This is a genomic window from Streptomyces sp. x-80 (genome assembly GCF_046549095.1).
Lineage (GTDB): Bacteria > Actinomycetota > Actinomycetes > Streptomycetales > Streptomycetaceae > Streptomyces > Streptomyces celluloflavus.
The window spans coordinates 42,505-63,644 of record NZ_JAJPWM010000026.1 but is presented as its reverse complement, the minus strand read 5'-3'; the positions used below and the strand labels follow the sequence as shown (position 1 = coordinate 63,644).

Sequence of the window (21,140 nt, the reverse complement as noted above, 5' to 3'; positions counted from 1 at the left end):
GGACGGGAACACACCATGCGCAGAAGAAGCATCCTCACCGCCGCGCTGGCGGCCCCGCTCGCGCTCTCGGCCGCCGGCCGCGCCGCGGCGGCCCCGGCCCCGGACGGCACCCCGGCGACGGCCGCGGACCGGATCACGGTTCCGGACGCCGCCGACGTGATGAAGAAGGGCGTGAGCGCCTGGCACTTCCCCGGCGACACCCAGACTCTCGCCGATTCCAGGGCCGGCTGGTTCTACACCTGGTCCTCGGGCCGGTCCGGCATCGCCGCGCCCGACGGCGTCGAGTTCGTCCCGATGATCTGGGGGCCGGCCTCGGTGACCGACGCCGAACTGAACCAGGCCAAGCAGCAGGGCACAACCTTGCTCGGCTTCAACGAGCCCGACCATCCGGGGCAGGCGACCATGCCCGTGCAGCAAGCGCTCGACCTGTGGCCCCGGTTGCAGTCGACGGGCCTGCGGCTCGGCGCGCCCGCGGTGGCCACGGGCGCGGACACCGCCGGTGGCTGGCTCGACCAGTTCCTCCAGGGCGCCGCCGGCCGCGGCCTCAAGGTCGATTTCCTGCCCGTCCACTGGTACGGCGGCGACTTCAACGCCGCCAACGCCACCGGCCAGTTGCGCGGCTACCTCCAGGCCACCTACGACCGCCACCACAAGCCGCTCTGGCTCACCGAGTACGCCCTGATCGACTTCTCGTCCGGCACACCGCGGTACCCGACGCAGGAGGAGCAGGCGGCCTTCGTGCAGCAGTCGACGGCCATGCTCCAGAGCCTGCCGTTCGTCGAGCGGTACGCCTGGTTCACGCTCTCCACCAGCCGCGGCGACGGCACCGGACTGTACGACGGCACGACCGCCACGCAGGTGGGCGCCGCCTACCGCGCGGCGGGCTGAGCCGCAGCCCTGCCCCGCATTCCCGCTCCGGAAAGGCAGCAACCATGGTCCGCGCACTCCCCCTCGCCCGCCTGGCCGTCGGCGCCACCGCCCTCGCCGCGGTGGTCGTCGCGGCGCCGCCCAGCTCCGCCGCACCCGCCGCCCCGCGCGCCGACACCTGCTGGGCGACGCACTACGGCCCCATCCCGCCCGGCTCCTACACCGCCAGCGGCGAAATCTTCGACAACAACGCCGACACCGCGGCGACCTCCCTCTCCCGCGACCCGCAACTCCCCTTCAACACCCGCGTGAAGGTCACCAACACAGCGAACGGCGCTTCCCTCGTCGTCCGCATCAACGACCGCGGCACCTTCACCCAGACCCCGCAGGAACCCAAGTGCCTCGACCTCACCGACGGCGCCTTCCAGCGCCTCGGCGGCGTCATCGACCCCGACCAGGGCCACATCGAGGTGACGGAGGAAGTGCTGCCGTAGGGGCCACACCACCGACGCCGACGCGGCCAGGGAAGGACGGCCGCGTCGGCGTACGCCGGGGCCCGGGGCGATGCCTCGCCCCAGAAGCCTGCCGGCCGGACGGTTCGCACCGTGGGCAGATGAGAAGGCAGCCGCAGGGCCCAAGGCCCTGGCGGCTTTGGGGCGCGTGCGGCCTGTGTGTCGAACTGGCGAGTGTTCGCGGGTCCTCGGGCACGAGTTGACCTGACGCGGCCGGTCCGGCGCGGGCCCGGCCCTTTAGGTGAGGAGAGCTGTATGGGCCGCGCAGCACCGCCTGCCCACTGCTTCCCCGCTCCTTGCGCCACCCCGCTGACCAGGGCTGACGTCCCCCTCAACCGATACCACTTCCCGCAGAACCACGCAGGGGCCAGGTTCGCGACTCCGTCCGGACCGATGGTCGATTCCCAGGCGATGGGGCGCGGCACGACCACCGCGGTCAACAGCTTGTAGAACTCGTTGCGGGACATGTCAGCGGGATCAAAGTCGATGCGCATGGTGATCAGTCCCCCCGGACGGGTGCGGACCCTACAGCGGATCCACAGCACCCCCAAACCCCTGAGTACGACGGAAAGTACCCGGTATCGGAGCCGACGGGCGCCAAGAGCCGACACCGTGCCCACCGCCCCAACCGCAGCCCCAGCCATCTGGGAGGACTTCGACGTCCCCGCACACGCCCACGGAGGCCAGGTCACTCTCAACCTCCACGACCACCTCGCCGCGTACGCCCCGAAGCGCCCCGCAGCCTCGGGCCTGGCCGCGTCATCGGAAGCGGTCCGCTGAGTCGCCGACGCCGCGTTGTATGCCAAGCCGAGCGACACAGGCGATCAAGCCGGAGCGCGTCAAACCTCACCGTCGACGAACGTGACGGTCTCGTCGAGCGGCGCGCGGCCCGTACGGGTGCAGCCCACCGTGGCGTCCTCGAACCCGATCGACATACCGCAGAAGAGGACGAGCTCGTCCGGGGGTGACAGGACCTCCGCGACGGTTCGGCGGTACACCGACCAGGCCATCTGCGGGCAACTGTGCAGCCCTTCGGCGCGCAGCAGCAGCATGACGGTCTGCAGATACATGCCGACGTCGGACCACTGGGGCCGCCCCATGTCGCGGTCGATATAGCAGAACAGGGCGGCGGGCGCACCGAAACAGTCCCAGTTCGCGGCAGCGGCCCGCTGGCGCGCCTCCCAGTCCTCGCGCGCAATGCCAAGTGCGCTGTAGCGCTCATGGCCGAAAGCGGATCGACGCTCGTGGTACGGGGACTTCAGTGCAGCCGGGTACATCTCGTACTCCCGCTCGTCCCAGGGGTCGCCTGCGGCCACACGCTCGCCGGCGCGCCGCTTGAGCTCGGCCAGCGGCCGACCGGTCAGCACGTAGACGCGCCACGGCTGGAGGTTCGAACCGGACGGCGCCCAGGCCGCTGCGCACAGCACGCGCTCCCACACCTCCCTCGGGACGGGCTGGTCGGTGAATCCGCGCACCGCCCGTCGGCTCGTGACCGCCTCATAGACATCCAAGATCATCTACCTCTCATCCGCTCCACGGGTCTCCTCATTGGCAGTCGGCGGGCCGCGGGGTGGGGGCCTGGAACCTCATGAGCGACGATCGCACCGGGTCGCGCCCCGCACAGGTGACCACGCGGTGGGCACCGCGCCCGCAAAGCCCCGTCAGCTCACCGGCACCGGCGCGTCCAGCACCGTGGGCCAGCGGCCGACCGTCCGGCGTCCGACGGAACCGACCCGCCCGAGAGGGGCGCCGCACCGAGATGCGGAAGGCGTCAAGCCCGGCGGTGCGCAAGGCGTGCGGGTGGTCGAGCCGCAGCCCGTCGCTCACCCTGATGTGGGGTTCGGCAGATGCGATCGCAGACTCAAGCGGCATGGACACCCCTGGCCGCCATGCCGAGTTCTTGTCATCACGCACGACGGCCGGAGCGTAGCTCTCTGCGGTCTGCGTGCCCGAGAGGGCTCGTCCGAGTCAGGAGAGCCAGTCGGTGTAGCGGGTGGGGGCGAGGTGAGCATCCTTGTCGGTGAGGACGTCTCCCTTGACGACAGCGAACATGCCTGCGGTGGGGTCGGTGACGACGGTGCGGTTGTCGCCCTTGTGCGTCAGAGTGATACGGCCCAGTTCGTCCAAGGTGAAGATCTCGGGGCCGGCGATGTGGCGAATGCCGTTCAGCGGGGCGCCGGCGGCGACCTCCGCGACCGCGGCGGCCACGTCCTTGGAGACGATCGGCTGGATGGGCGTGGCGGGCAGCCGGACGGTGTCGGCGTCGGCGGTCCAGGACAGGACGGCGTCCATGAACTCCATGAACTGCGTCGCCCGGACGATCGAGTAGGGGATCGGCCCGGCCGCGAGGATCTTCTCCTGGAGCGCCTTGGCCCGGTAGTAGTCCAGCTCCGGGACTTGGTCCGTGCCGACGATCGAGAGGATGACGAAGTGGCCGACGCCGCCCTCGTGGGCCGCGGCCAGCAGGTTGTCCATCGAGGTCTGGAAGAAGGCGAGGGAGGCTTCGTCGAAGGTCGGGGAGTTCGTCAGGTTGACGACGACGTCGGCTCCCGCCACTGCCGCGTCCAGTCCCTGGCCGCTGATGATGTCGACTCCGGTGGACTTCGAGTGTGCTACCGCCTCGTGTCCGGCCGCGTTGAGGTTCTTGACGACCTGCGACCCGATCAGTCCGGTACCGCCGATGACTGCGATCTTCATGACATGCCTTTCATCTGGATGACGTGCGCAATATTGCATATGGGCCGCTATATGGATGGGGCATGAAACGGCTCGCTGATCGACCAAGGGGAGATGGCGTCAGAGACCGTCGACGAACGTGACCGTCTCGTCGAACGGCGCGCGGCCTGTACGGGCGTCACCCGCTGTGACGTCTTCGAACCTGATCGGCATACCGCAGAAGAGGATGAGTCCGTCCGGCGGTGACAGGACCACCGCGACGGTCTTGTGGTACGTCGCCCAGGCCCCTGCTGACGCCGTCTCCCAGACCATCAGGTGAAGCACACACCCCCTTGCGGTAAGTCTCTGACCAGGGCCAACCTCCGCTCACCGATACCGCTCTCCAGAGAACTTCGCAGGGGCCGGGTTCGCGACGCCGTCCGGACCGACGGTCGATACCCAGGCGATGGGGCGCGGCACGACCACCGCGGTCAACAGCCGGTAGAACTCGTTACGGGACAGCGCGGCAGGGTCGAAGTCGGTACGCATGGTGACCAGCGTCCAGGAGGGCGGCCGCGGAACTCAGGGTGATCCACGGCACCGCCCGGCGAGGACCCCGCGCGCCACGTCGCCCGCCGGCACCGCTCCCCCGCCCGTGGGGCGGCCCACCGGCCCCCGGGGGCCGGGCTTCGTCCGAGTACGCCGAGGTGGGGCCCCCACCCGGCGGCGGGGCCGAGCTCGCCGTGCACGAGGTGACGGCGGGGACCGACAGCAATGGCATCGTCCGAGGGCCTGGCTCCTGGCCCGGTCAACGCCTCGGGTCTCCTGACCGGATATCGCAGGCCCGCCGGGCGATGCCGCTCCGGTGACCATGACGGTCCGGTCTCCCGCGTACCCGTGGCCCGCGGCGGGGTGCCGGACGGGCGCCGGCGCCGTGTGCGTCCCCGCGGGCAGCCTCGAAGCGGTACCCGGCAGGGGCGGCGGGCTCGCCCACCGCCCGCCACCGCCGACCGGCCGGCCGCGTCCCGCCCAGGTCACCCGTCGTGCCGTAGCGCCATGGCATGGTCGGGCAGGTCGAGCGCGTCCGCGGGCGGGCTGAACAGTGCTCCCGCGACGCCGCCGAGCCGGTCGGCCAACGGGCTGGTGGCCGCCCGCAGACCGGCCCAGACCAGCGAGCGTTGCCGTCGGGTGCGGGGGTAGAGCAGATAAGGGAACCCGGGCCGGAGTCGCTGGGCCCGCTCGACGAACGGGCGCATGACCGCCTCGTAACGGGCGAACGCGGTCTGCGGATCGGTGTGGCGGGTGAGCTCGCCGGCCAGGACGTAGGCGCCGGTGACGGCCAGGGTCGTCCCCATGCCGCTGACCGGCGAAGCGCAGTAGGCGGTGTCCCCGAGCAGGGCGATCCGGCCGCTGCTCCAGCGCGGGAGCCGGGCCTGGCCGAGCGATTCGAAGTACAGGGGGCTGTCGTCGAGGGCGTCGAGGATCCGGGGGGTTTCCCAGCCGGCGTCGGCGAAGGTCGCGCGCAGGATCGTGACGATGTCCTCGCGGTCGAGGCGGTCGAGTCCGCGCGTGGAGCTGAGCATGTTCAGCGAAGCCCGGATGGTCCCGACGTCGTCCGGCCGCAGGGTGACCCCGCGGCCGCGGTCGGCGATCATCCACCGCCACCGGTCGTTGTCGGCGTCGGTGCGCGGAATCGTGAAGTAGGCGCTGTAGAGGCCGAGTTCGCGCAGGCGCACGTCCCGTATCACCAGCGAGCGGGTGCGCGAACGGAGCCCCTCGGCGATGACCACCGCGTCGAACCGGCGGGCCGGTCCATGGCGGAACTCGACGTCCACACCGTGCCCGTCGTCGTGCAGCGCGGTGATCTGGTCGCCGAAGACGTATGCGGCGTCGGTGGACGAACGGTCGTAGAGGATGTGCGCGAGTCGCCCCCGCAGAATCTCCAGTTCGGCGGTGCCGCCCGAGGTGTCGTCGGTGCCGGCGGCGATACGCGCGATCGGCCGGCCGCGCTCGTCGACGAAGTCCAGGCCGGTCTCGTGGGTGTGCGCGGCGCGGACGGCGTCTTCGAGACCCATCCGGCGCAGCACTTCGCGGCCGGTACCGCGGATGTCGATGTTCTGGCCCTCGTCGCGCAGCTGGTCGAAGCGTTCGATGACGGTGACGTCCCAGCCGGCGGCGCCGAGCCAGGCGGCGAGGGTCGGTCCCGCGATGCTGGCGCCGGAGATGAGGATGCTCGGAGTGCTCATGGTGGCGGACCTTCCTGTCCTGGTCACGGGCGCGAAGCCCGATGGTGTCGCGCGCTCATACCTGCCCTCCGGGTCGCCCGGGGCGACGGCGGTGGGCGGCCGCTCCGCCCGGCCACGGACCGCACCGGCCACCCGGCGCACCGGCCGCCCGGCGCGCCGGGCGTCCCCGATCTGCCGGCGAGGACGGGGCGGCGTCCCGGCTCGCGTCCCTCGCATCGCCCCGCGACCCCCGAATCCGCCGGATGATGTAGAGCCGGTCGCCCGTGGGAGACAGTGCGAGGCCCTCGCTGCCGACGACCGGGATGCGTCGCACGGGAGTCCGGCCCGTCAGGTCGGTCCTCGACGCGAAGAGCCCGCTCTTGTCGGTGGTACAGGCGGCCGTGCCGTCGGGCGCCGGCACCGCCCGGTGCGGCACCGGTGCGTCGGCGGAGTACCGGGCCACCACTTCGTCGGTTCGCGGGTCGATGGCGGCCGGTCCCCCCGGACCGGCCGGACCCTCCTCGACGCTCACGTGGCGAAGGTCCGCCGCGGCGTCGAGGGCGAGGGCGTGCGGACCGTGTTCCGTAGCGAGGCCGATCACCTCGGCGACCTGGTGGGTGTCGACGCCGATCAATCTGATCTCATGGCCCTTTCGTCATGCGCGGCGAAGTAGCCCGATCGGTAGGTGTGGCTCGCGCAGAAGCGTCGCCGCACGGGGTCGAAGCAGAGTTCGTGCCCCTCGGGCAGCACGGGTACGAGGTCGCTGCGGCGACCGGAGGCCGGCTCGAAGAAACTCAGCGTGTGGCCGCTCCGGCTCGGCACTGCCAGCTCGGCGCCGGCGGGAAACGAGGTGCTCAAGACTCCCCGATCAAGAGCTGGGACAGGTCGCGGGCCTCTCTGGCCGTACCACGTGATCACGCACCACGGGGCCGAGCCAGCCACGTCAACATACGTCAAGCCCCTTTACGGATGAGGGAATTCGCGCCATGGACGATGTTGCCGCCGGCCTGCTCAGAGTCCTCGACGTGTGGTGCGCGACCAGCGGCGTGACCCGGCAGCTGACACCTCGCCACCGGCGGCGAGCCGTGGCCTCGCGAGGCTGCGGCGGGCCACGGGCGATCCCCTGCCGGTTCGCGGTGGCCGGGGCCTCGTCCCGACGTCGCGGGAGCGAACGAGGTGGCGTCGCCGAGCGGGTTCGCCGGCCGCGGCCATGGCCTCGCACACCGGGCCGCTCCGGCCCGCGAAGGGTACGTTCGGCAGCGTCACGGGACTTTCTGACGTCCCGCCACGAGCCTTGGTGGCATCCGGTGCCGGGGCCGGGCCGCTACTCGGTCTTGGCCAGGTGGACCCCGAAGAAGCTCCTCAGCCTCGTGACCGCGGGCGTGACGTACTCGTCCTTGTCGTAGAGGTCGTTGTGCGTCGCACCGTCGATCCACAGCAGCTCCTTCGGGCCGGGAGCCTGCTGGAACGCTGCCACGCTCATCCAGGAGGTCACCGCTTCGCGCCCGACGATCATGAGCAGCGGAGACGGGGCGAGCAGGCCGAGGGAGCGGAAGGCGTCGAAGGCGGCGATGCGGTCGATGCTGGTCCAGGTCAGAGCCTTGGCCGACCGCGGGTGCCGGGCGCGAGGGGTGCAGTAGTACTCCCAGCCCTCGAAGACATGCGGGCCACCCGCGCGCGCCTCCTCCTCGGTGTCGGGAAAGAGCCTGAAGGTCTGGACGCCCTCGCCGCGGGCTTCGGCGGTCCGCGCGGCGGCGGCCGCCGCCAGCATGCCCTGGATGACGGCGGGGTCCTGGGTGCCGTCCGCGCCCACCCGGAACTGGCGGGCGATGTCGACGGCGCTGACGGTGCCGACGGCCTTGATGCGGTGGTCGGTCGCGGCGGCGGTCAGGACGTATCCGCCGGAGGCGCAGATCCCCAGCGCCCCGATGCGGTCGGGGTCGACATCGTCGCGGGTGGTGAGGAAGGAGACCGCGGCCTTGAGGTCCTCGACCCGATGGGCAGGGTCCTCCAGACCGCGCGGCTCCCCCTCGCTCTCGCCTTGGTACGCGGCGTCGAACGCCAAGGTGACCAGCCCCTGCTCGGCCAGGCGCCGTGCGTAGAGGCCCGCAGCCTGCTCCTTCACACCGCTGCCGGGGTGGCCCACGACGATCGCCGGGCGCGGACCGGCGGCTTCGCCGTCCGGGGTGTAGAGGTGGCCGGCGAGCTTCAGGCCGGCGCTGAGAAACGTGATGTCGGTCCTCATGAGTGGTGCACTCCAGTGACAAGGAAGGGCCGGCTCGCGGGGCGAACCCGATGGCCGCCGGGGTCCGTCGGCCACGCCCCCACCGTCGCGCCGCCGGGCACACGGTGCCAGGGAGAGTCCCGCCTGTGCAGACCAGTACCAGGCACACGGCCGTGAACGCGCGGACACTGGAGCCATGGAACACCGTGGCGCTGCTCCCGATGGCAACGAGCTGGGCGAATTCCTGCGCTCCCGTCGCGCCGCCCTGGATCCCCGGCAGGCCGGCCTGCCCGACGACGGCCGGCTGCGCCGCGTGCCGGGCCTGCGCCGGGAGGAGCTGGCCCAGCTCGCGCACCTGAGCGTCGACTACGTCGTCCGGCTGGAGCAGGGGCGTACCCGCCGGGCCTCCCGCACGGTCCTCGGCGCGCTCGCCGATGCGCTCCAACTCGCCCCCGACGAACGGGACTACCTGCTCACCCTCGCCGATGTCGCGCCCGCCGTTCCCGCGCGGCAGCCCGGCCGGCCAGAGGTGGCCCCGCGTCTGCGGCAGTTGCTGGACACGATGCCCGATGTCCCCGCGATGGTCCTGAACCGCCGCCTGGACGTGCTGGCCTGGAACCCTGGGGCCGCCGCCCTGCTGACCGACTTCGGCGCCCTGCCCCCGACCGAACGCAATCTGATCCGGCTGACCTTCCTCGACGCCGCCGTCCGGGCCCTGTACGCGGACTGGCCGCGCGCCGCCCGCGAATGCGTCGCCGTGCTGCGCATGGAAGCCGGCCGCAACCCCCACGACCGCGGTCTGAACACGCTGGTCGGCGAACTCAGCGTCCGTGATGGAGACTTCCGCGACTGGTGGGCCGGCCACCAGGTCCGCGGCCCGAGACAGCTCGCCAAGACCTACCACCATCCCGTCGCGGGCACCCTCACCCTCGACGTCCAGCAGTTCTCCGTCGACACCCACCCCGACCAGCAGCTGATCGCCTACACCACGGATCCCGACACCCCCTCCCACGAGGCGTTGCGCTTCCTTCTGCAAGGGACCGCGTCCCGCCCCGGCCACCACGACGACCGCACCGCGGACCCCGACAGCCGCCACTGGACACCCACCGGACACCCACGAGTCGGACGCTCTTGACGGAGAACGCCGAGTTCCCGCCCGATGCCATCGGCACCGGACGGGAACTCGGGGGTACGCGTTCGCGTCAGGAGGCGGCGGGCGGCAGGATCCTGCGGTCGATGAGGTCCTGTAGCCAGTGGCGGAAGCTGTCCTCGGTGTCCATGACCTCGGTGAAGCCGGCCTGCCGCAGCTTGATGGTGCTCACGAACGCACGCGGGCCGGCCTCGGCCCCGTAGGCGAAGGCGAAGTCCGCGTGCTGGTGCGCCTTGCCGATCACCCGGTCCAGGCTCAGCGGCCGCAGGTCGTACTTGGCCACGACCTTGTCCCACACTCCGGCTTTCTCCGGCAGGTAGGAGGTCAGCGGAAGGGGCCGGTCCGGGCCGGTCTCGACGCCGAGGGTCTCGGCGAGGGCGGGCCACAGGTTGCGCCATTCGAACACATCGCCGTTGGTGATGTTGAAGGTCTCGTCGGCCGCCTGCGGGGCGGTGGCCGCCCAGGCGAGAGCGTCGGCCAGCAGGCGGACGTCGACCGCCTCCCACACGAAGGACGGACCGCCGGGGAAGGAGAACGGCAGCCCCTCCTCCCGGGCGATGGCCGCGTACGCGCCGATCGCCGGGATGATGTTCAGCTCGACACCGACATTCGGCCCGATGACCACCTGGGGGCGCCATACGGTGTACGCGAAGCCGTGGCGGCCGGCCGCGGCCCGGAGGTAGTCCTCCTGGCGGAACATGTAGTTCTCGTGGTCATCGCGCGGGTCCCGTTCGCGGGCCGGGATCGGGATCGGGTGCAGATGCACCCCGTACGCCTTGGTGCCCTGGAGGATGCTCACATGCCGGAGCGCGCCGGCGGCGGCCAGCGGTTCCACCGTGTTGCGCAGCATCGTCTCGTTGGTCTCCATCTGGTCGCGGTCGTGCCAGCCGGCGACCAGGTCCGGCTTCTCGTACACCGCGGCATAGACCACGTGTGTCACGCCCGACAGGCCCCCGAGCGCCTCCCGGCCGGCGGCCTCGTCGCGCAGGTCCACCGCCACGTGCTGGAAGGGGCGGCGGCTACGGACCTCGGGCTTGCGGCGGGAGACGGCGACCACGTCCCAGCCCTCGCCGAGGAACTTCTCCAGCGACGCGGTGCCCACCAGGCCACTGGCTCCCGTGATCACGACCTTGTTCGTCACGATCGGTCCTCTCCCTCCGGCCGCGCCGGAGAGCCTCTGTGTGCGAGGGGCGGCGTGATGGAGCCGCCCAGGCAGTTTGTTGACGTATCACCTATCGTTCTACGCCTCGATGGTTGACGTGTCAACCGCGCTGGTAGGCTGGGTGTCGTGACCGAGACCCGATGGCTGGCCGACGATGAGCACCGCGCCTGGTGCGCCCTGATCGCCATGCACACACAGCTGACGGCGCGGCTCAACCGGCAGCTCCAGGACGACTCGGGTCTGTCCCTGGCCGACTTCGACGTGCTGTCCCAGCTGACCGACCATCACGAGGACAGGGCCCGCAACTTCGAGCTCGCCGACGCCCTCCAGTGGGAGAAGAGCCGCCTCTCCCACCACCTCAGCCGCATGCAGCGCCGCGGCCTGATAACCCGCGAGGACGCCCCCGACGACGGCCGCGGCGCCCTCGTGGTCCTCACCGAAGAAGGCCGACGCGCCATCCGGCAGGCCGCCCCGGGCCATGTCACCGCGGTACGCCGGTACATGTTCGACCACCTCGACCCCGACCAGGTCACCGCCTTGCGCGAGGTCGCCGAGACCGTCCTCGCCCAACTCGACCGCCGCGCGCCCTACCCGCCCACCACCCACGGCTGAGGCGCCCCGGCTGCCGCTCGGCTCCGCAGGGTCCGCAGGTCACACGTCGCACGTCGCACGTCGCACGTCGCACGTCGCACCGGAAGCGATCACGCGGTGGAGCACCACGCAAACGGGACAGGTCGCCGGTTCGACGGCACAGACGCCCACCTGGACGACGGCGGGAGCACTCCGTCGATCCCCCGTAGCCACTCCAACCGCTCCCCTTCCCCGCACTTCATGCCGATCAACACGCTCCCGACCAGGCAAGACCGGCGGACTTCAGGTCCGCGCCCGGTTCCCCCCGTCACCATCAGCGCACCGCTGGTCAGACCGAGAACGGCCGCACTCTCGCTTTCCGCCCCACCATGCTCACCGTCCGACTCCGCGACCCGGTGCCGGGCGTCACCGACCGGCCGTACCACGCCGCGTTCCGCACCCTGCGAGGTGCGGTCATGTCAACCGCACCTGCGAAGGACCATAGGGCGAGGCAGGCGGGCGGGCTGCGGGCGGCGGAAGGGGCACGGCAAGGTGGTCAACGGGCTTCTGTTCGGGCGCGCGCAGGGGTTCCCGCGCTCAGAACCAGCCACCGTCGGCCTGGATGGTCCGGCCGGTGATGAACGAGGCGTCGTCCGACACCAGGAAGGAGACGACCGCGGCGATCTCGGCGGGCTGGGCCATTCGCCCGAGCGCACTCGCCGTGCGGATAACGGTAGGGAAGTCAGCGTCGACATCGGGATGGACGTACCGGGAACCCGCATGGTCCGACATGTCGGTGACCGTTCCCCCGGGTGCGAGGGCGTTGATGGTGATGCCACGCCGGCCGAGCTCCGGGCTGAGGTTGAGCGCAATGGACTCGACGGCGGCTTTACTCGACGCGTAGAGGGCGTGGTGAAAGACCGCCTTGTGGGCACTTCCCGATGACATCAGTACGACCCTCCCCCCTTCGCCCATGTGTCGTACCGCGTTCTGTACGGCGAAGAACTGACCCCGTGTGTTGACGGCGAAGACCCGGTCGAATTCGGCGGGGGTGACGGCGTCCAACGTGCCGAAGTGCTCGATTCCGGCGTTGCTGGCCAGGATGTCGAGTCCGCCGAGAGCATCGGCGGCCTGGTCGGTCAGCCGCTGGATCTGGTCCGGATCACTGATGTCCGCCTTGAACGCGACCGCCCGGCGACCACCGGCGGTGATCTCAGCGGCGAGCGCTTCGGCCGCGTCGCTGCTGCTCCGGTAGTTGATCGCCACGTCGGCCCCGTCAGCGGCGAATCTGCGGGCCACTGCCGCGCCGATCCCTCGTGCGCCACCCGTGACCAGGGCCTTCCTGCCTGCCAGCGTTCCGCTCATCGTTCTTCTCCCGGGGTTCCGGCGGTCACGGCAGCAGGCGGCTGAAGCCCCTCGCACTCGGAGGCGAAGGGGGCTGCCGTGGTCTTCCTCGTCGCCTGGGTGCGGCCCTGTTCACCACCGGGCGATCCGCACCGTAATCGCCCGGCCTGGGCCAGGTTGCCACTCGAAGCACGGCCCGACCCCGAGTGGCACGCCGCCGTTCCGGCATCGGCGATCACCTTCGGGTTTCCGCTCACCGTGGCAGCCGGAAAGTCGCCCTCGCACCTGGCGGCTCCGTTCCGATTCGCCTGATCCATGTTCCGCCGGCAACCCGCGTCACCTGGCAAGGAAACGCGGCACCCTTCACGAGGAGTGCGTCGATCACCGGGGGGGCGGGTGGGCCGGCGGCGTTCTCCCGGCCCGGTCTCGCCGGCGCCGCCACTACAGCCGTCAGTTCGCCGAGCACCGGCCGATCCCGGGACGAACGTCATCCACACGTCAAGGAAATGGTCATCGCTCCTTACCAGCGTCAACGTGGCACCTGAGGATTGCGAGAGCTCTCCGTGGCGGACAGCCCCGCGACAGCCCCCGCTCAACCCGTCAGGCCGGCCAAATCGAGGCGGTTACGTCCTGCCGCCTCTCGACGGTTCTCATATGACGCTGTCGGTTCGCAACGGGCCAGCGGTGATGTGCAGGGTCCTGATACGCGCGGGCTCTGCGCCGTCGAGACGGTAGATGTGCATGAACGGGGCACGCACGACAGCGTCGGGGGCCGTCTTCTTCGCCATGGTGGCTTCCCCCCGCAGGAGGTGGACGCCGTGGGCGGCGGTCCAGTACTCGACGACTTCGTGGGTGATGTCGAGGGGTCCGTCGATCTTCACGAAGAATGCCTTGATGGCTTCGACGCCGACCACGTGCGCGGTGCCGAAGTACATCTCGGTCTCGTCGGTCATACGGGCGAACCCCTCGCCGAAGGCGAGCGTGTCGATCTCGTGCATGATCTGTAGCACCCAAGTGGGCGGTGCGGCGCTGGTCGCGGTGGGATTCGGTGTCATCGCTCCACTCTCTTTCAGGCCGCCACGGCGGACAGGCCGGCGGGGAAGGCGTCAACTTCGGCATTGGCCTCGTCCGGGTTCTCACAGACGGCGAGGTGACCGGTATGCGGCAGCACCCGGAAGGTGCCCCTCTTTATGGCATCGGCCATCTTCCGTACGAGGTGCGCGGGGAATTGGCTGTCCTCCGCGCCCGTGATGACGAGGCCGGGAATGTGGGCGGGGACCATGCGGCGGGTGGGGGCGAAGTGCGCGTACTGGTAATGCCACATGGTGCCGTCCCTCATCGGGCTCGGCCGGCAGACCATGGCGGGGCCGTCGACACGCCCCCTCCCGCACGTTGATCAGTCCGAGCGATGTCGGGATCAGCTTCTCCATGAGGCTGTCCAGCCAGTTCACTGCTGCCATGACCACTCCCCTCGGGGGCGGTTGGCGGACGACATCCACCCACCGCCACTAGCGGTAGCCTACTGCAACTAGTAGCGAATGTGTACTACTTCTCCATCTCGCTCTGTCGCTCAGCCAGCGGCTCCAGGGCGGAGGCGAGAATGGGCTGGTGGCAGCTGCTGCACGCGAGATAGGGCTCGGTCTCGTTCCCGCAGGTGGTGTGGAGGAGAGGTCGGGAATCGACCCCCGCGCCGGCCGACCGGCTCTCCGCCCAGCGCGTGATCGCCACGACGGCGGGTACGACCAACTCCCGTGCCGCACCGGTGAGCCGGTACTCGTACCACGGCTTGTCGGGCCGGTAGGCCCGCTTCTCCAGCAGCCCCAGCTCGGTGAGGTCGTTCAACCGGGTCGTCAGCATGGTCGCCGAAATTCCCAGGGTGCGCTTGAGTTCGCCGAACCGACGGACACCGAAGAAAACCTCGCGCAGGATCTGGTAGTTCCAGCGCTCCGCGATCGCAGCGAGAAACGACTGGCCGTGCTGAAAGGTGACATGCGGGGTTCGTTCGACCATGACCCGTCCTCCAGGTAGCAAACAAGTACTAGTTGGCGAAATGTACCTGCTACGCCCGCCTTGGCCTCCGGTCCGGGGGCACGTTGCCGCCAACGCCTCACTCCCGTCGGCGGCAACGCGCAGGACTCCCCCTGTGATCCGGACGACAGACCCAGCGCGTCCGGCGACGCGGGGTCACGCGACCCTCTGGACGGGCCATCGGTGCGCTGTTCAGAGATGTTGATCAAGGTCGTGGAACGATCTCGACGTGCTCGCGGAGAACCGATGGGCCAACAGTGGGTTGGCCTGGAGGCGGTGTTGCCGCTGTTACGTACACGCTCTTCCGGCGTTGGCAGATCGACGGCACCTGGCCCGCGTCCTGAAGACCTGAAGACTTGAAGAGACCGCAAGCCAAGGCCGTTGCCGCCGGGCACCTCGGGCGGGAGGCGCCCGTCAACTCGACGATCCGCCGGGCCGGCCGCCAGCACGCCACCGGGGCCTGATTCCGGGGAGCGCGATCTGCGCCCACGTCGTGTGTCCCCGTCGCGTGTCCCCGTCGCGTGTCCCCGTCGCGTGTCCGCGTCGTGTGTCCGCGTCGTGTGTGGTGACTGGTGCGGGCTTGGTGTTGTCGTGGTCGGCGCCAGGTCGACCGGTGCAGGGTGTGGTCGACGGGTGTGGGTCGCGTCCAGGCCGAGGGGTTGCAGCCGACCGGCGAAGGCGTGCTGCCACAGCAGCTGATCGAGCGACCGCGGGAGTCCGTACTCGATGGCGGTTGGCCCATGGGGCCGGACTGCCTGGACTCGGGCCGAGCCTGAAGGCGGAGCGGAGACGAATTTGAGGCGTCCGTGCGGCTTGAGATCACAAGCGAAGAAGACGTCACCCGAAACGCAGACGATCAATTATCGGAAGTTGTTCCTGAAGCACTCGAAAAGCCGACGATCCGTCGGCGGCAGTAGCTGATCCATTCCGGACTTGGGCGTATCGTGGCCGGCGATGGGGTCGGCCCGTAGCCTCCGGAATGCGGGATTGTCGGTGTCGCCCCACCGGTCCCGTCCCTGTCTGCTCTGCTGCGACTGAACAAATGTCGCGCACCCCAACCGCTTCAGCCCTTCACTCGGAAGGATCAGCAATGAGCACGGTCACCACCAGCGACGGCACGAGAATCTTCTACAAGGATTGGGGTCCGCGCGACGGTCAGCCGATCGTCTTCCACCATGGCTGGCCGCTCAGTGCCGACGACTGGGACAATCAGATGTTGTTCTTCCTTGCGCATGGCTACCGGGTGATCGCCCACGATCGACGTGGCCATGGGCGCTCCACCCAGACCGCGACCGGTCATGAGATGGACACCTATGCCGCCGATGTGGCGGCACTGACCGACGAACTCGACCTGCAAGGAGCCTTCCACATCGGGCATTCGACCGGCGGCGGTGAGGTCGCGCGCTATGTGGCGCGTGCCAAGCCCGGCCGTGTCGGGAAGGCGGTGCTCATCAGCGCGGTGCCCCCGATCATGGTCAAGTCGGCCATCAACCCTGGCGGCCTGCCGATCGAATTCTTCGACGAAATGCGCACGACCTTGGCCGCCAATCGCTCGCAGCTCTATATCGACATGCCGACGGGTCCGTTCTACGGATTCAACCGGCCCGGCGCGAAAGTTTCGCAGGGGCTGATCGACAGCTGGTGGCGACAGGGGATGATGGGTGCGGCCAATGCCCATTACGAATGCATCAAGGCGTTCTCCGAGACCGACTTCAATGAGGACCTCAAAAAGATCGACGTCCCGGTCCTCGTCGCCCACGGCACCGACGATCAGATCGTGCCGTATCCGGATTCAGCGCCACTGTCGGCCAAGCTCCTGAAGCACAGCACCCTCAAGAGCTACGAGGGGCTTCCCCACGGCATGTTGTCGACCCATCCGGATATCCTCAATCCCGACATCCTGGCGTTCTTGAAGGCGTAGAGCGCGAAAGAGAGTCACGGCCGGTGTTCCTTGAGCCGTCGCCAGCAGCTGACACGGGAGACCAGTAAGCGCGGGCCCGTAAATGACCTTTTCCGTGCTGGGCCTGACCTTTCTCGCGGCGGCGCGACATGACCTGACCGCTCCCCCGGTAGCCGTCGTCCACGATCACGGTGGTGCGGCCGACGGCGGCCTCCGCGCCGGACAGCTCCCACGCCTTGCCGTCGTTGCGGTTACCGGCGACCGGCCGGCCGACCACGGCGACGACCAGGCGGGGGTTGGCGTCGACGGCGGCCTGGTGGTGCACGAGCACCGGCAGGAGATCGACAGGATGCTGGCCGAGCGCGGACGAGTGCGCATGAGTGCGGGCGAGTACCGACGTACTCGCGAGCGAACGTGCTCCATCACGTACGACTGAACACGGGTTTGTGGACTGTACGAGTCCCGCCCGGCCGCGCCCGTACGCGGCGGGGCCCTCAGCCTGCCGCCGCGGTCCGATAGGGGCGGAAGAACGCCCGCAGTTCCCTCGCGTAGAGCTCGGGCTCCGCGAAGGGCGCGAAGTGCCCGCCGCGCGCGGGCGCCCGGCATGTCGGGCACCACCACGTCGAATGCGTCGGCGGGGTCGGCGCCGTGCGCGCCGGGGTCGGCGAGCAGCGGGATGACCTTCGCGTAGCGCCAGAAGGAGTCCGGCCAGCCGTGGCTGAGGACCAGCGGCAGGACGGGCCCGGCAGGCGCGGCGGCCCGGACGTGCACGAAGTGGATCCCGAGGCCGCCGAGCGGGACACGGAAGCGCGGGAGCCGGGCGAGCGCCGCCTCCTGCGCCGGCCAGTCGAACTCGTCCGCCCAGGAGGCGACCAGCTCGCGGAGGTAGGCGAGGTCGGTCCCGAGCGACCATCCGGCGTCCTCGGGCGCGTCCGGCCAGCGTGTCGCGCGCAGCCGTGCTCGGAGGTCGTCAAGCGCCGCGGGGGCGGTCTGCGAGGTGAATGGCTCAGGACGGGACAGAGCGTCTGACATGGGGCGCATGCTGATGGGGCGGAGTGGACCGCCGGTTCAGGTTCCGTGCGTCTGACGCGCGCGGCCGACAGCGGTCCCGTGGGTATGAGTCGTCCTGGGTCGTCGCCCTGGGCCAAAGGTCCCGCCGTTGCCGGTAACCGATGCCCGGCGGGCTGTGCTTGAGGGCTCGGTGTGCGTCGGTGTACGACGGCGCAGGCGCAGAACCTGGCCCTGGCCCTCCTGGCCCTGGCCCGGACTCCGGCTCTGGCGCTCGCTCAGCGGTCGCGGATCGTGCTGGGGTGGCGCGGAGAAGGCGGGCCGACGAGCCATGGCCGGGCGTCCTGCACCGACGTCGCTATCGCCATCGGCATCGACATCGAATTCGCCACACTCCTCTGCCACGGCCCTCAGGCCCGGGACTTCCCGGCGCGGTGCCCCGAGGGCCGGTCACAGCGCGGATCCACCCACCGGGCAGGGAACAGGGGCAGGGAACAGCGGCAGGGAACGAAGGTGCCGCCGTTCCGGTCTATCGTCAGCGGACGGACGCGCTGAAGGACGGACAGCCGGCCGGTGCCGGCCGGTGAGCTTCCCGCGTTGCCGTCCACCTCACGGTGTCGTCCACGACGCTGGTGGCCGGGGTACGGAGCCCGTCCGCCGCGGCAGCGGCGCCACGGGCACCCTGCCGCGCCCAGCCGGCAGGGTGCTACTCGGCGCTGCCGACCGAACCGGCGGCGCTCGCGGGTTTCGGGGCCGGGCTCAGGACCAGTGGCAGGTACACGTCGTCAACGATGTCGGTGATGGTCTCGTCCTCGATGGGCGCGCCGAACATCAGGAACTCGTTGCGCAGCAGGTCGGTCGCGACCGTGACCCGCCGGGAATCCAGGATCCAGCGCTCGACCTCACCGCGCTCGACGGCCCGCTCCAGGATGACGCCGATCGTCGCGGGACCGACGGTGTGGACCTGTTCCCGGATCAGCCGAGCGAAGTCGGGATCGCGCGTCATCTCGGTGAGCAGGCCGCGCAGGATGCCCCCGAGCGGGCTGGCCATCTTCGCGGACACCTGTCGCAGCAGGGCGATCACGTCCGTGCGGAGCGCACCGGTGTCGGGGAGGTCGACGTCGGAGATGCGACGCAGCTTGCACGCGTCCACGACCAGTTCGGCGCGGCCGGGCCAACGGCGATAGAGGGCGGCCTTGCTGGTGCGGGCCCGGGTGGCCACCCGTTCCATGGTCAGCGCGGCATAACCCACTTCGGTGAGTTCCTCCAGCGCCGCCGTCAGGATGGCGTTTTCCAGCTCCTCACCGCGGCGGCGCGGACCTTTGCGGTGGTCAACGGCCGCTTCGACGGTCTGGTCGACGTTCGGTGGCAGCGTGACTCCCGAGAGTTTGCCGAGGGGGCGTTGCGCTCCTTGCGGGAACACCCTAGCCTCTCAATTAGAGAACTAACCGTTCTTTAAATGCAAGGCTATGAGGGGATCGATGACCGTGACCGTTACGACGCCCCAGACGCACGACGCCCCCGCCTTCCCGAACGACCGCACCTGCCCCTACCAGCTGCCCGACGGGTACGCCCGGCTCCGGGACGACCAGGACTCACTACGGAAGGTGACCCTCTACGACGGTCGCCTGGCCTGGGTGGCGACCAAGCACGAGGTGGCGCGCAAACTGCTGGCCGACCCCCGGCTGTCCTCCGACCGCACCCACGCCGACTTCCCCGCCACCTCGCCACGTTTCCAGGGCCTCCGGGACCGGCGCCCGGGGTTCATCTCCCTGGACCCGCCGGAACACAACGCCAAGCGGCGGATGACGATCAGCGAGTTCACCGTCAAGCGCATCAAGGGCATGCGTACGGACATCGAGCGGATCGTGCACGGCTTCATCGACGAGCTGCTCGCCGCGGGTCCGCCCGCCGACCTGGTCAGCCGGTTCGCACTGCCGGTGCCGTCCATGGTGATCTGCCGGCTGCTCGGCGTGCCCTACGACGACCACGACTTCTTCCAGGACGCGAGCAGGCGGCTGGTGCAGGCGACGAACGTGGCAAGTGCGGTCGCCGCGCGCGACGACCTTGAGCACTACATGGACGAGCTGATCACCAAGCTCCAGGCAGAGCCCGGCTCGGGCCTGCTCGGCAGCCTGGTCACCGAGCAACTGGCCAACGGCGAGATCGACCGCGACGAACTGGTCTCGACCGCGCTGCTGCTGCTCGTCGCCGGCCACGAGACGACGGCCTCGATGACCTCGCTCAGCGTGATCACCCTGCTGGACCACCCCGAGCAGCACGCCGCGCTGCGCGCCGACCCCAGCCTCGTACCCGGCGCCGTCGAGGAATTGCTCCGTTACCTCGCCATCGCCGACATCGCGGGCGGCCGCGTCGCCCTGGCCGACATCGAGATCGACGGGCAGCTCATCCGGGCCGGTGAGGGCGTGATCATCACCAACTCCATCGCCAACCGCGACGGCTCGGTGTTCGAGGACCCGGACACCTTCGACGTGCACCGCTCGGCCCGCCACCACCTCGCCTTCGGCTACGGAGTACACCAGTGCCTCGGCCAGAACCTGGCCCGTCTGGAACTTGAGGTGATCATCACCGCGTTGTTCGATCGCATTCCGACGTTGCGCCTGGCCGTACCCGTCGAGCAGCTGACGCTGCGACCGGGCACGACGATCCAGGGCGTCAACGAACTCCCGGTCACCTGGTGACCCCGGCGAAAGGAGTGGCCATGCGAGTGACCGCCGACCGGAACGTCTGTGTGGGGGCCGGCCTCTGCGCCCTGACCGCACCCGAGATCTTCGACCAGGACGACGACGGCCTGGTCACGGTGCTCAAGTCCGACCCCGACGACGACAGCCGGCCCGCCGCGCGGGAGGCAGGCATGCTCTGCCCGTCCGGCGCCATCCAGATCACCGAATAACCCGGCCGGGACCGGCCCGCCGACGGGATCCGGTCCCTGCCGACCACTCCCGGATCGCCAGGTGCCGCACCATCCGCATCCGCCGGCACGGGCGCACCGACACCGTGTACATCACGACCACACCCTCCTGCGTTCCCGGCTCGCTCCCTGCCAGGACCGTGCGTACGGCCCTGGCTCGCGACCACGAGCCGCACACCCCCAACACCTGTGGCCACGGCTACGAACTGCCGTCGGCCACCACCGGCTTGACATCCACCACGGAAGGCAGGCCATCACCGCGCCACGCGGCCAGCAGGTGCATCAGCGCCGCTTTCCCCGACGTCCACGGCCCCACCTCGTCGCCAGGCCCGCGCCGTCACTCGGCAAGCGGCCGGGCGGTCCGCACCGATCGGACCGGCCCGCCCGCGCCTGGTCACCGTCTGAGCGGTAACGCCGCTCCGGCGGCAGCGGCGCCCGTGGACCACGCGTCTGCGGCCGGGCCGCGTCCCGGTCCGTGCCTGGCCCCGGCCGGCCGGGGCTCCCCCTGGACGACCGGAGTTGAGGGACCTGGTACCACCGGGCGGCGGGGCCCGGACGGCGTG

The 21,140-nt window shown here is 70.2% G+C and carries 21 protein-coding genes and 4 pseudogenes; 8 read left to right on the top strand and 17 right to left on the bottom strand.

The annotated features are described in order from the left end of the window. Positions 1 to 15 precede the first annotated feature (15 nt). Both ACLJWH_RS36505 and ACLJWH_RS36500 read left to right on the top strand, forming a co-directional pair. Positions 16 to 888 (top strand): glycoside hydrolase family protein, encoded by an 873-nt coding sequence (locus ACLJWH_RS36505; protein ID WP_411146098.1) that lies wholly within the window; start codon positions 16 to 18, stop codon positions 886 to 888. A gap of 44 nt (positions 889 to 932) precedes the next feature. Then, the gene (locus tag ACLJWH_RS36500; RefSeq protein ID WP_411146097.1) at positions 933 to 1,361 is read left to right on the top strand and encodes a septal ring lytic transglycosylase RlpA family protein; all 429 of its coding nucleotides are present in this window, start codon (positions 933 to 935) and stop codon (positions 1,359 to 1,361) included. Positions 1,362 to 1,732: 371 nt separating this feature from the next. On the opposite strand, the pseudogene ACLJWH_RS36495 reads toward ACLJWH_RS36500, so the two are convergent. Continuing rightward, positions 1,733 to 1,873, bottom strand: a pseudogene (locus ACLJWH_RS36495) (flavin reductase family protein); the annotation flags it as partial. 118 nt (positions 1,874 to 1,991) lie between these two features. On the opposite strand from ACLJWH_RS36495, the gene ACLJWH_RS36490 reads away from it, so the two are divergent. Then, positions 1,992 to 2,159 carry a hypothetical protein gene (locus tag ACLJWH_RS36490; RefSeq protein WP_411146096.1) on the top strand — a complete coding sequence of 56 codons (168 nt, stop codon included), beginning with the start codon at positions 1,992 to 1,994 and terminating at the stop codon, positions 2,157 to 2,159. Between the two features lie 59 nt (positions 2,160 to 2,218). Here the strand turns inward: ACLJWH_RS36490 and ACLJWH_RS36485 are convergent, their stop codons facing one another. The 8 genes and pseudogenes from ACLJWH_RS36485 to ACLJWH_RS36450 form a co-directional block, all read right to left on the bottom strand. Further along, positions 2,219 to 2,890: a nitroreductase gene (locus ACLJWH_RS36485; RefSeq protein ID WP_411146125.1), complete on the bottom strand. Its 672-nt coding sequence runs from the start codon at positions 2,888 to 2,890 to the stop codon at positions 2,219 to 2,221. A 457-nt stretch (positions 2,891 to 3,347) separates the two neighbouring features. After that, positions 3,348 to 4,076, bottom strand: coding sequence for an SDR family oxidoreductase (locus ACLJWH_RS36480; protein WP_411146095.1), 729 nt, complete (start codon positions 4,074 to 4,076; stop codon positions 3,348 to 3,350). 99 nt (positions 4,077 to 4,175) lie between these two features. Beyond that, positions 4,176 to 4,367, bottom strand: coding sequence for a hypothetical protein (locus tag ACLJWH_RS36475; protein WP_411146094.1), 192 nt, complete (start codon positions 4,365 to 4,367; stop codon positions 4,176 to 4,178). A 75-nt stretch (positions 4,368 to 4,442) separates the two neighbouring features. Beyond that, positions 4,443 to 4,583 (bottom strand): annotated as a pseudogene (locus ACLJWH_RS36470) (flavin reductase family protein); the annotation flags it as partial. Positions 4,584 to 5,068: 485 nt separating this feature from the next. Next, entirely contained in the window at positions 5,069 to 6,280 is a 1,212-nt protein-coding gene (locus tag ACLJWH_RS36465) for an FAD-dependent monooxygenase (RefSeq protein ID WP_411146093.1), read from the bottom strand. 55 nt (positions 6,281 to 6,335) lie between these two features. Then, positions 6,336 to 6,893 carry a hypothetical protein gene (locus tag ACLJWH_RS36460; protein WP_411146092.1) on the bottom strand — a complete coding sequence of 186 codons (558 nt, stop codon included), beginning with the start codon at positions 6,891 to 6,893 and terminating at the stop codon, positions 6,336 to 6,338. Continuing rightward, complete coding sequence (locus ACLJWH_RS36455; protein WP_411146091.1) at positions 6,890 to 7,117, bottom strand: hypothetical protein; 228 nt, start codon at positions 7,115 to 7,117, stop codon at positions 6,890 to 6,892. The genes ACLJWH_RS36460 and ACLJWH_RS36455 overlap by 4 nt, the downstream gene beginning before the upstream one ends. Positions 7,118 to 7,583: 466 nt before the next feature. Further along, complete coding sequence (locus ACLJWH_RS36450) at positions 7,584 to 8,504, bottom strand: alpha/beta hydrolase (protein ID WP_411146090.1); 921 nt, start codon at positions 8,502 to 8,504, stop codon at positions 7,584 to 7,586. Between the two features lie 175 nt (positions 8,505 to 8,679). Here ACLJWH_RS36450 and ACLJWH_RS36445 point away from each other — a divergent pair, with 175 nt between their 5' ends. Next, a complete protein-coding gene (locus tag ACLJWH_RS36445) occupies positions 8,680 to 9,618 on the top strand; it encodes a helix-turn-helix transcriptional regulator (protein ID WP_411146089.1) in 939 nt (312 codons plus the stop codon). 67 nt (positions 9,619 to 9,685) lie between these two features. Here the strand turns inward: ACLJWH_RS36445 and ACLJWH_RS36440 are convergent, their stop codons facing one another. Further along, a complete protein-coding gene (locus ACLJWH_RS36440) occupies positions 9,686 to 10,774 on the bottom strand; it encodes an NAD-dependent epimerase/dehydratase family protein (protein WP_411146088.1) in 1,089 nt (362 codons plus the stop codon). A 147-nt stretch (positions 10,775 to 10,921) separates the two neighbouring features. On the opposite strand from ACLJWH_RS36440, the gene ACLJWH_RS36435 reads away from it, so the two are divergent. After that, a complete protein-coding gene (locus tag ACLJWH_RS36435; protein WP_411146087.1) occupies positions 10,922 to 11,407 on the top strand; it encodes a MarR family winged helix-turn-helix transcriptional regulator in 486 nt (161 codons plus the stop codon). 555 nt (positions 11,408 to 11,962) lie between these two features. On the opposite strand, the gene ACLJWH_RS36430 is transcribed toward ACLJWH_RS36435, so the two are convergent. From ACLJWH_RS36430 to ACLJWH_RS36415, 4 genes are all read right to left on the bottom strand, one after another. Next, on the bottom strand, positions 11,963 to 12,730 hold the full coding sequence (locus ACLJWH_RS36430) for an SDR family NAD(P)-dependent oxidoreductase (protein ID WP_411146086.1): 768 nt from the start codon (positions 12,728 to 12,730) through the stop codon (positions 11,963 to 11,965). A gap of 629 nt (positions 12,731 to 13,359) precedes the next feature. Further along, on the bottom strand, positions 13,360 to 13,764 hold the full coding sequence (locus tag ACLJWH_RS36425; RefSeq protein WP_411146085.1) for a nuclear transport factor 2 family protein: 405 nt from the start codon (positions 13,762 to 13,764) through the stop codon (positions 13,360 to 13,362). A 14-nt stretch (positions 13,765 to 13,778) separates the two neighbouring features. After that, positions 13,779 to 14,033, bottom strand: coding sequence for an alpha/beta fold hydrolase (locus ACLJWH_RS36420; RefSeq protein WP_411146084.1), 255 nt, complete (start codon positions 14,031 to 14,033; stop codon positions 13,779 to 13,781). Positions 14,034 to 14,254: 221 nt separating this feature from the next. After that, a complete protein-coding gene (locus ACLJWH_RS36415; RefSeq protein WP_411146083.1) occupies positions 14,255 to 14,719 on the bottom strand; it encodes a winged helix-turn-helix transcriptional regulator in 465 nt (154 codons plus the stop codon). Positions 14,720 to 15,827: 1,108 nt separating this feature from the next. Here ACLJWH_RS36415 and ACLJWH_RS36410 point away from each other — a divergent pair. Beyond that, positions 15,828 to 16,658, top strand: a complete 831-nt coding sequence (locus tag ACLJWH_RS36410) for an alpha/beta fold hydrolase (protein ID WP_411146082.1) — start codon at positions 15,828 to 15,830, stop codon at positions 16,656 to 16,658. 67 nt (positions 16,659 to 16,725) lie between these two features. Here ACLJWH_RS36410 and ACLJWH_RS36405 read toward each other — a convergent pair. The 3 genes and pseudogenes from ACLJWH_RS36405 to ACLJWH_RS36395 all read right to left on the bottom strand — a co-directional run. Further along, positions 16,726 to 16,959: pseudogene (locus tag ACLJWH_RS36405) on the bottom strand (IS5/IS1182 family transposase); the annotation flags it as partial. A gap of 275 nt (positions 16,960 to 17,234) precedes the next feature. Continuing rightward, a pseudogene (locus ACLJWH_RS36400) lies at positions 17,235 to 17,669 on the bottom strand (epoxide hydrolase family protein); the annotation flags it as partial. Between the two features lie 682 nt (positions 17,670 to 18,351). Beyond that, positions 18,352 to 19,068, bottom strand: coding sequence for a TetR/AcrR family transcriptional regulator (locus ACLJWH_RS36395; RefSeq protein ID WP_411146081.1), 717 nt, complete (start codon positions 19,066 to 19,068; stop codon positions 18,352 to 18,354). A 58-nt stretch (positions 19,069 to 19,126) separates the two neighbouring features. On the opposite strand from ACLJWH_RS36395, the gene ACLJWH_RS36390 reads away from it, so the two are divergent. Both ACLJWH_RS36390 and ACLJWH_RS36385 read left to right on the top strand, forming a co-directional pair. After that, positions 19,127 to 20,347, top strand: a complete 1,221-nt coding sequence (locus ACLJWH_RS36390; protein WP_411146080.1) for a cytochrome P450 — start codon at positions 19,127 to 19,129, stop codon at positions 20,345 to 20,347. A 20-nt stretch (positions 20,348 to 20,367) separates the two neighbouring features. Beyond that, positions 20,368 to 20,559, top strand: coding sequence for a ferredoxin (locus ACLJWH_RS36385; protein WP_411146079.1), 192 nt, complete (start codon positions 20,368 to 20,370; stop codon positions 20,557 to 20,559). Positions 20,560 to 21,140 lie beyond the last annotated feature (581 nt).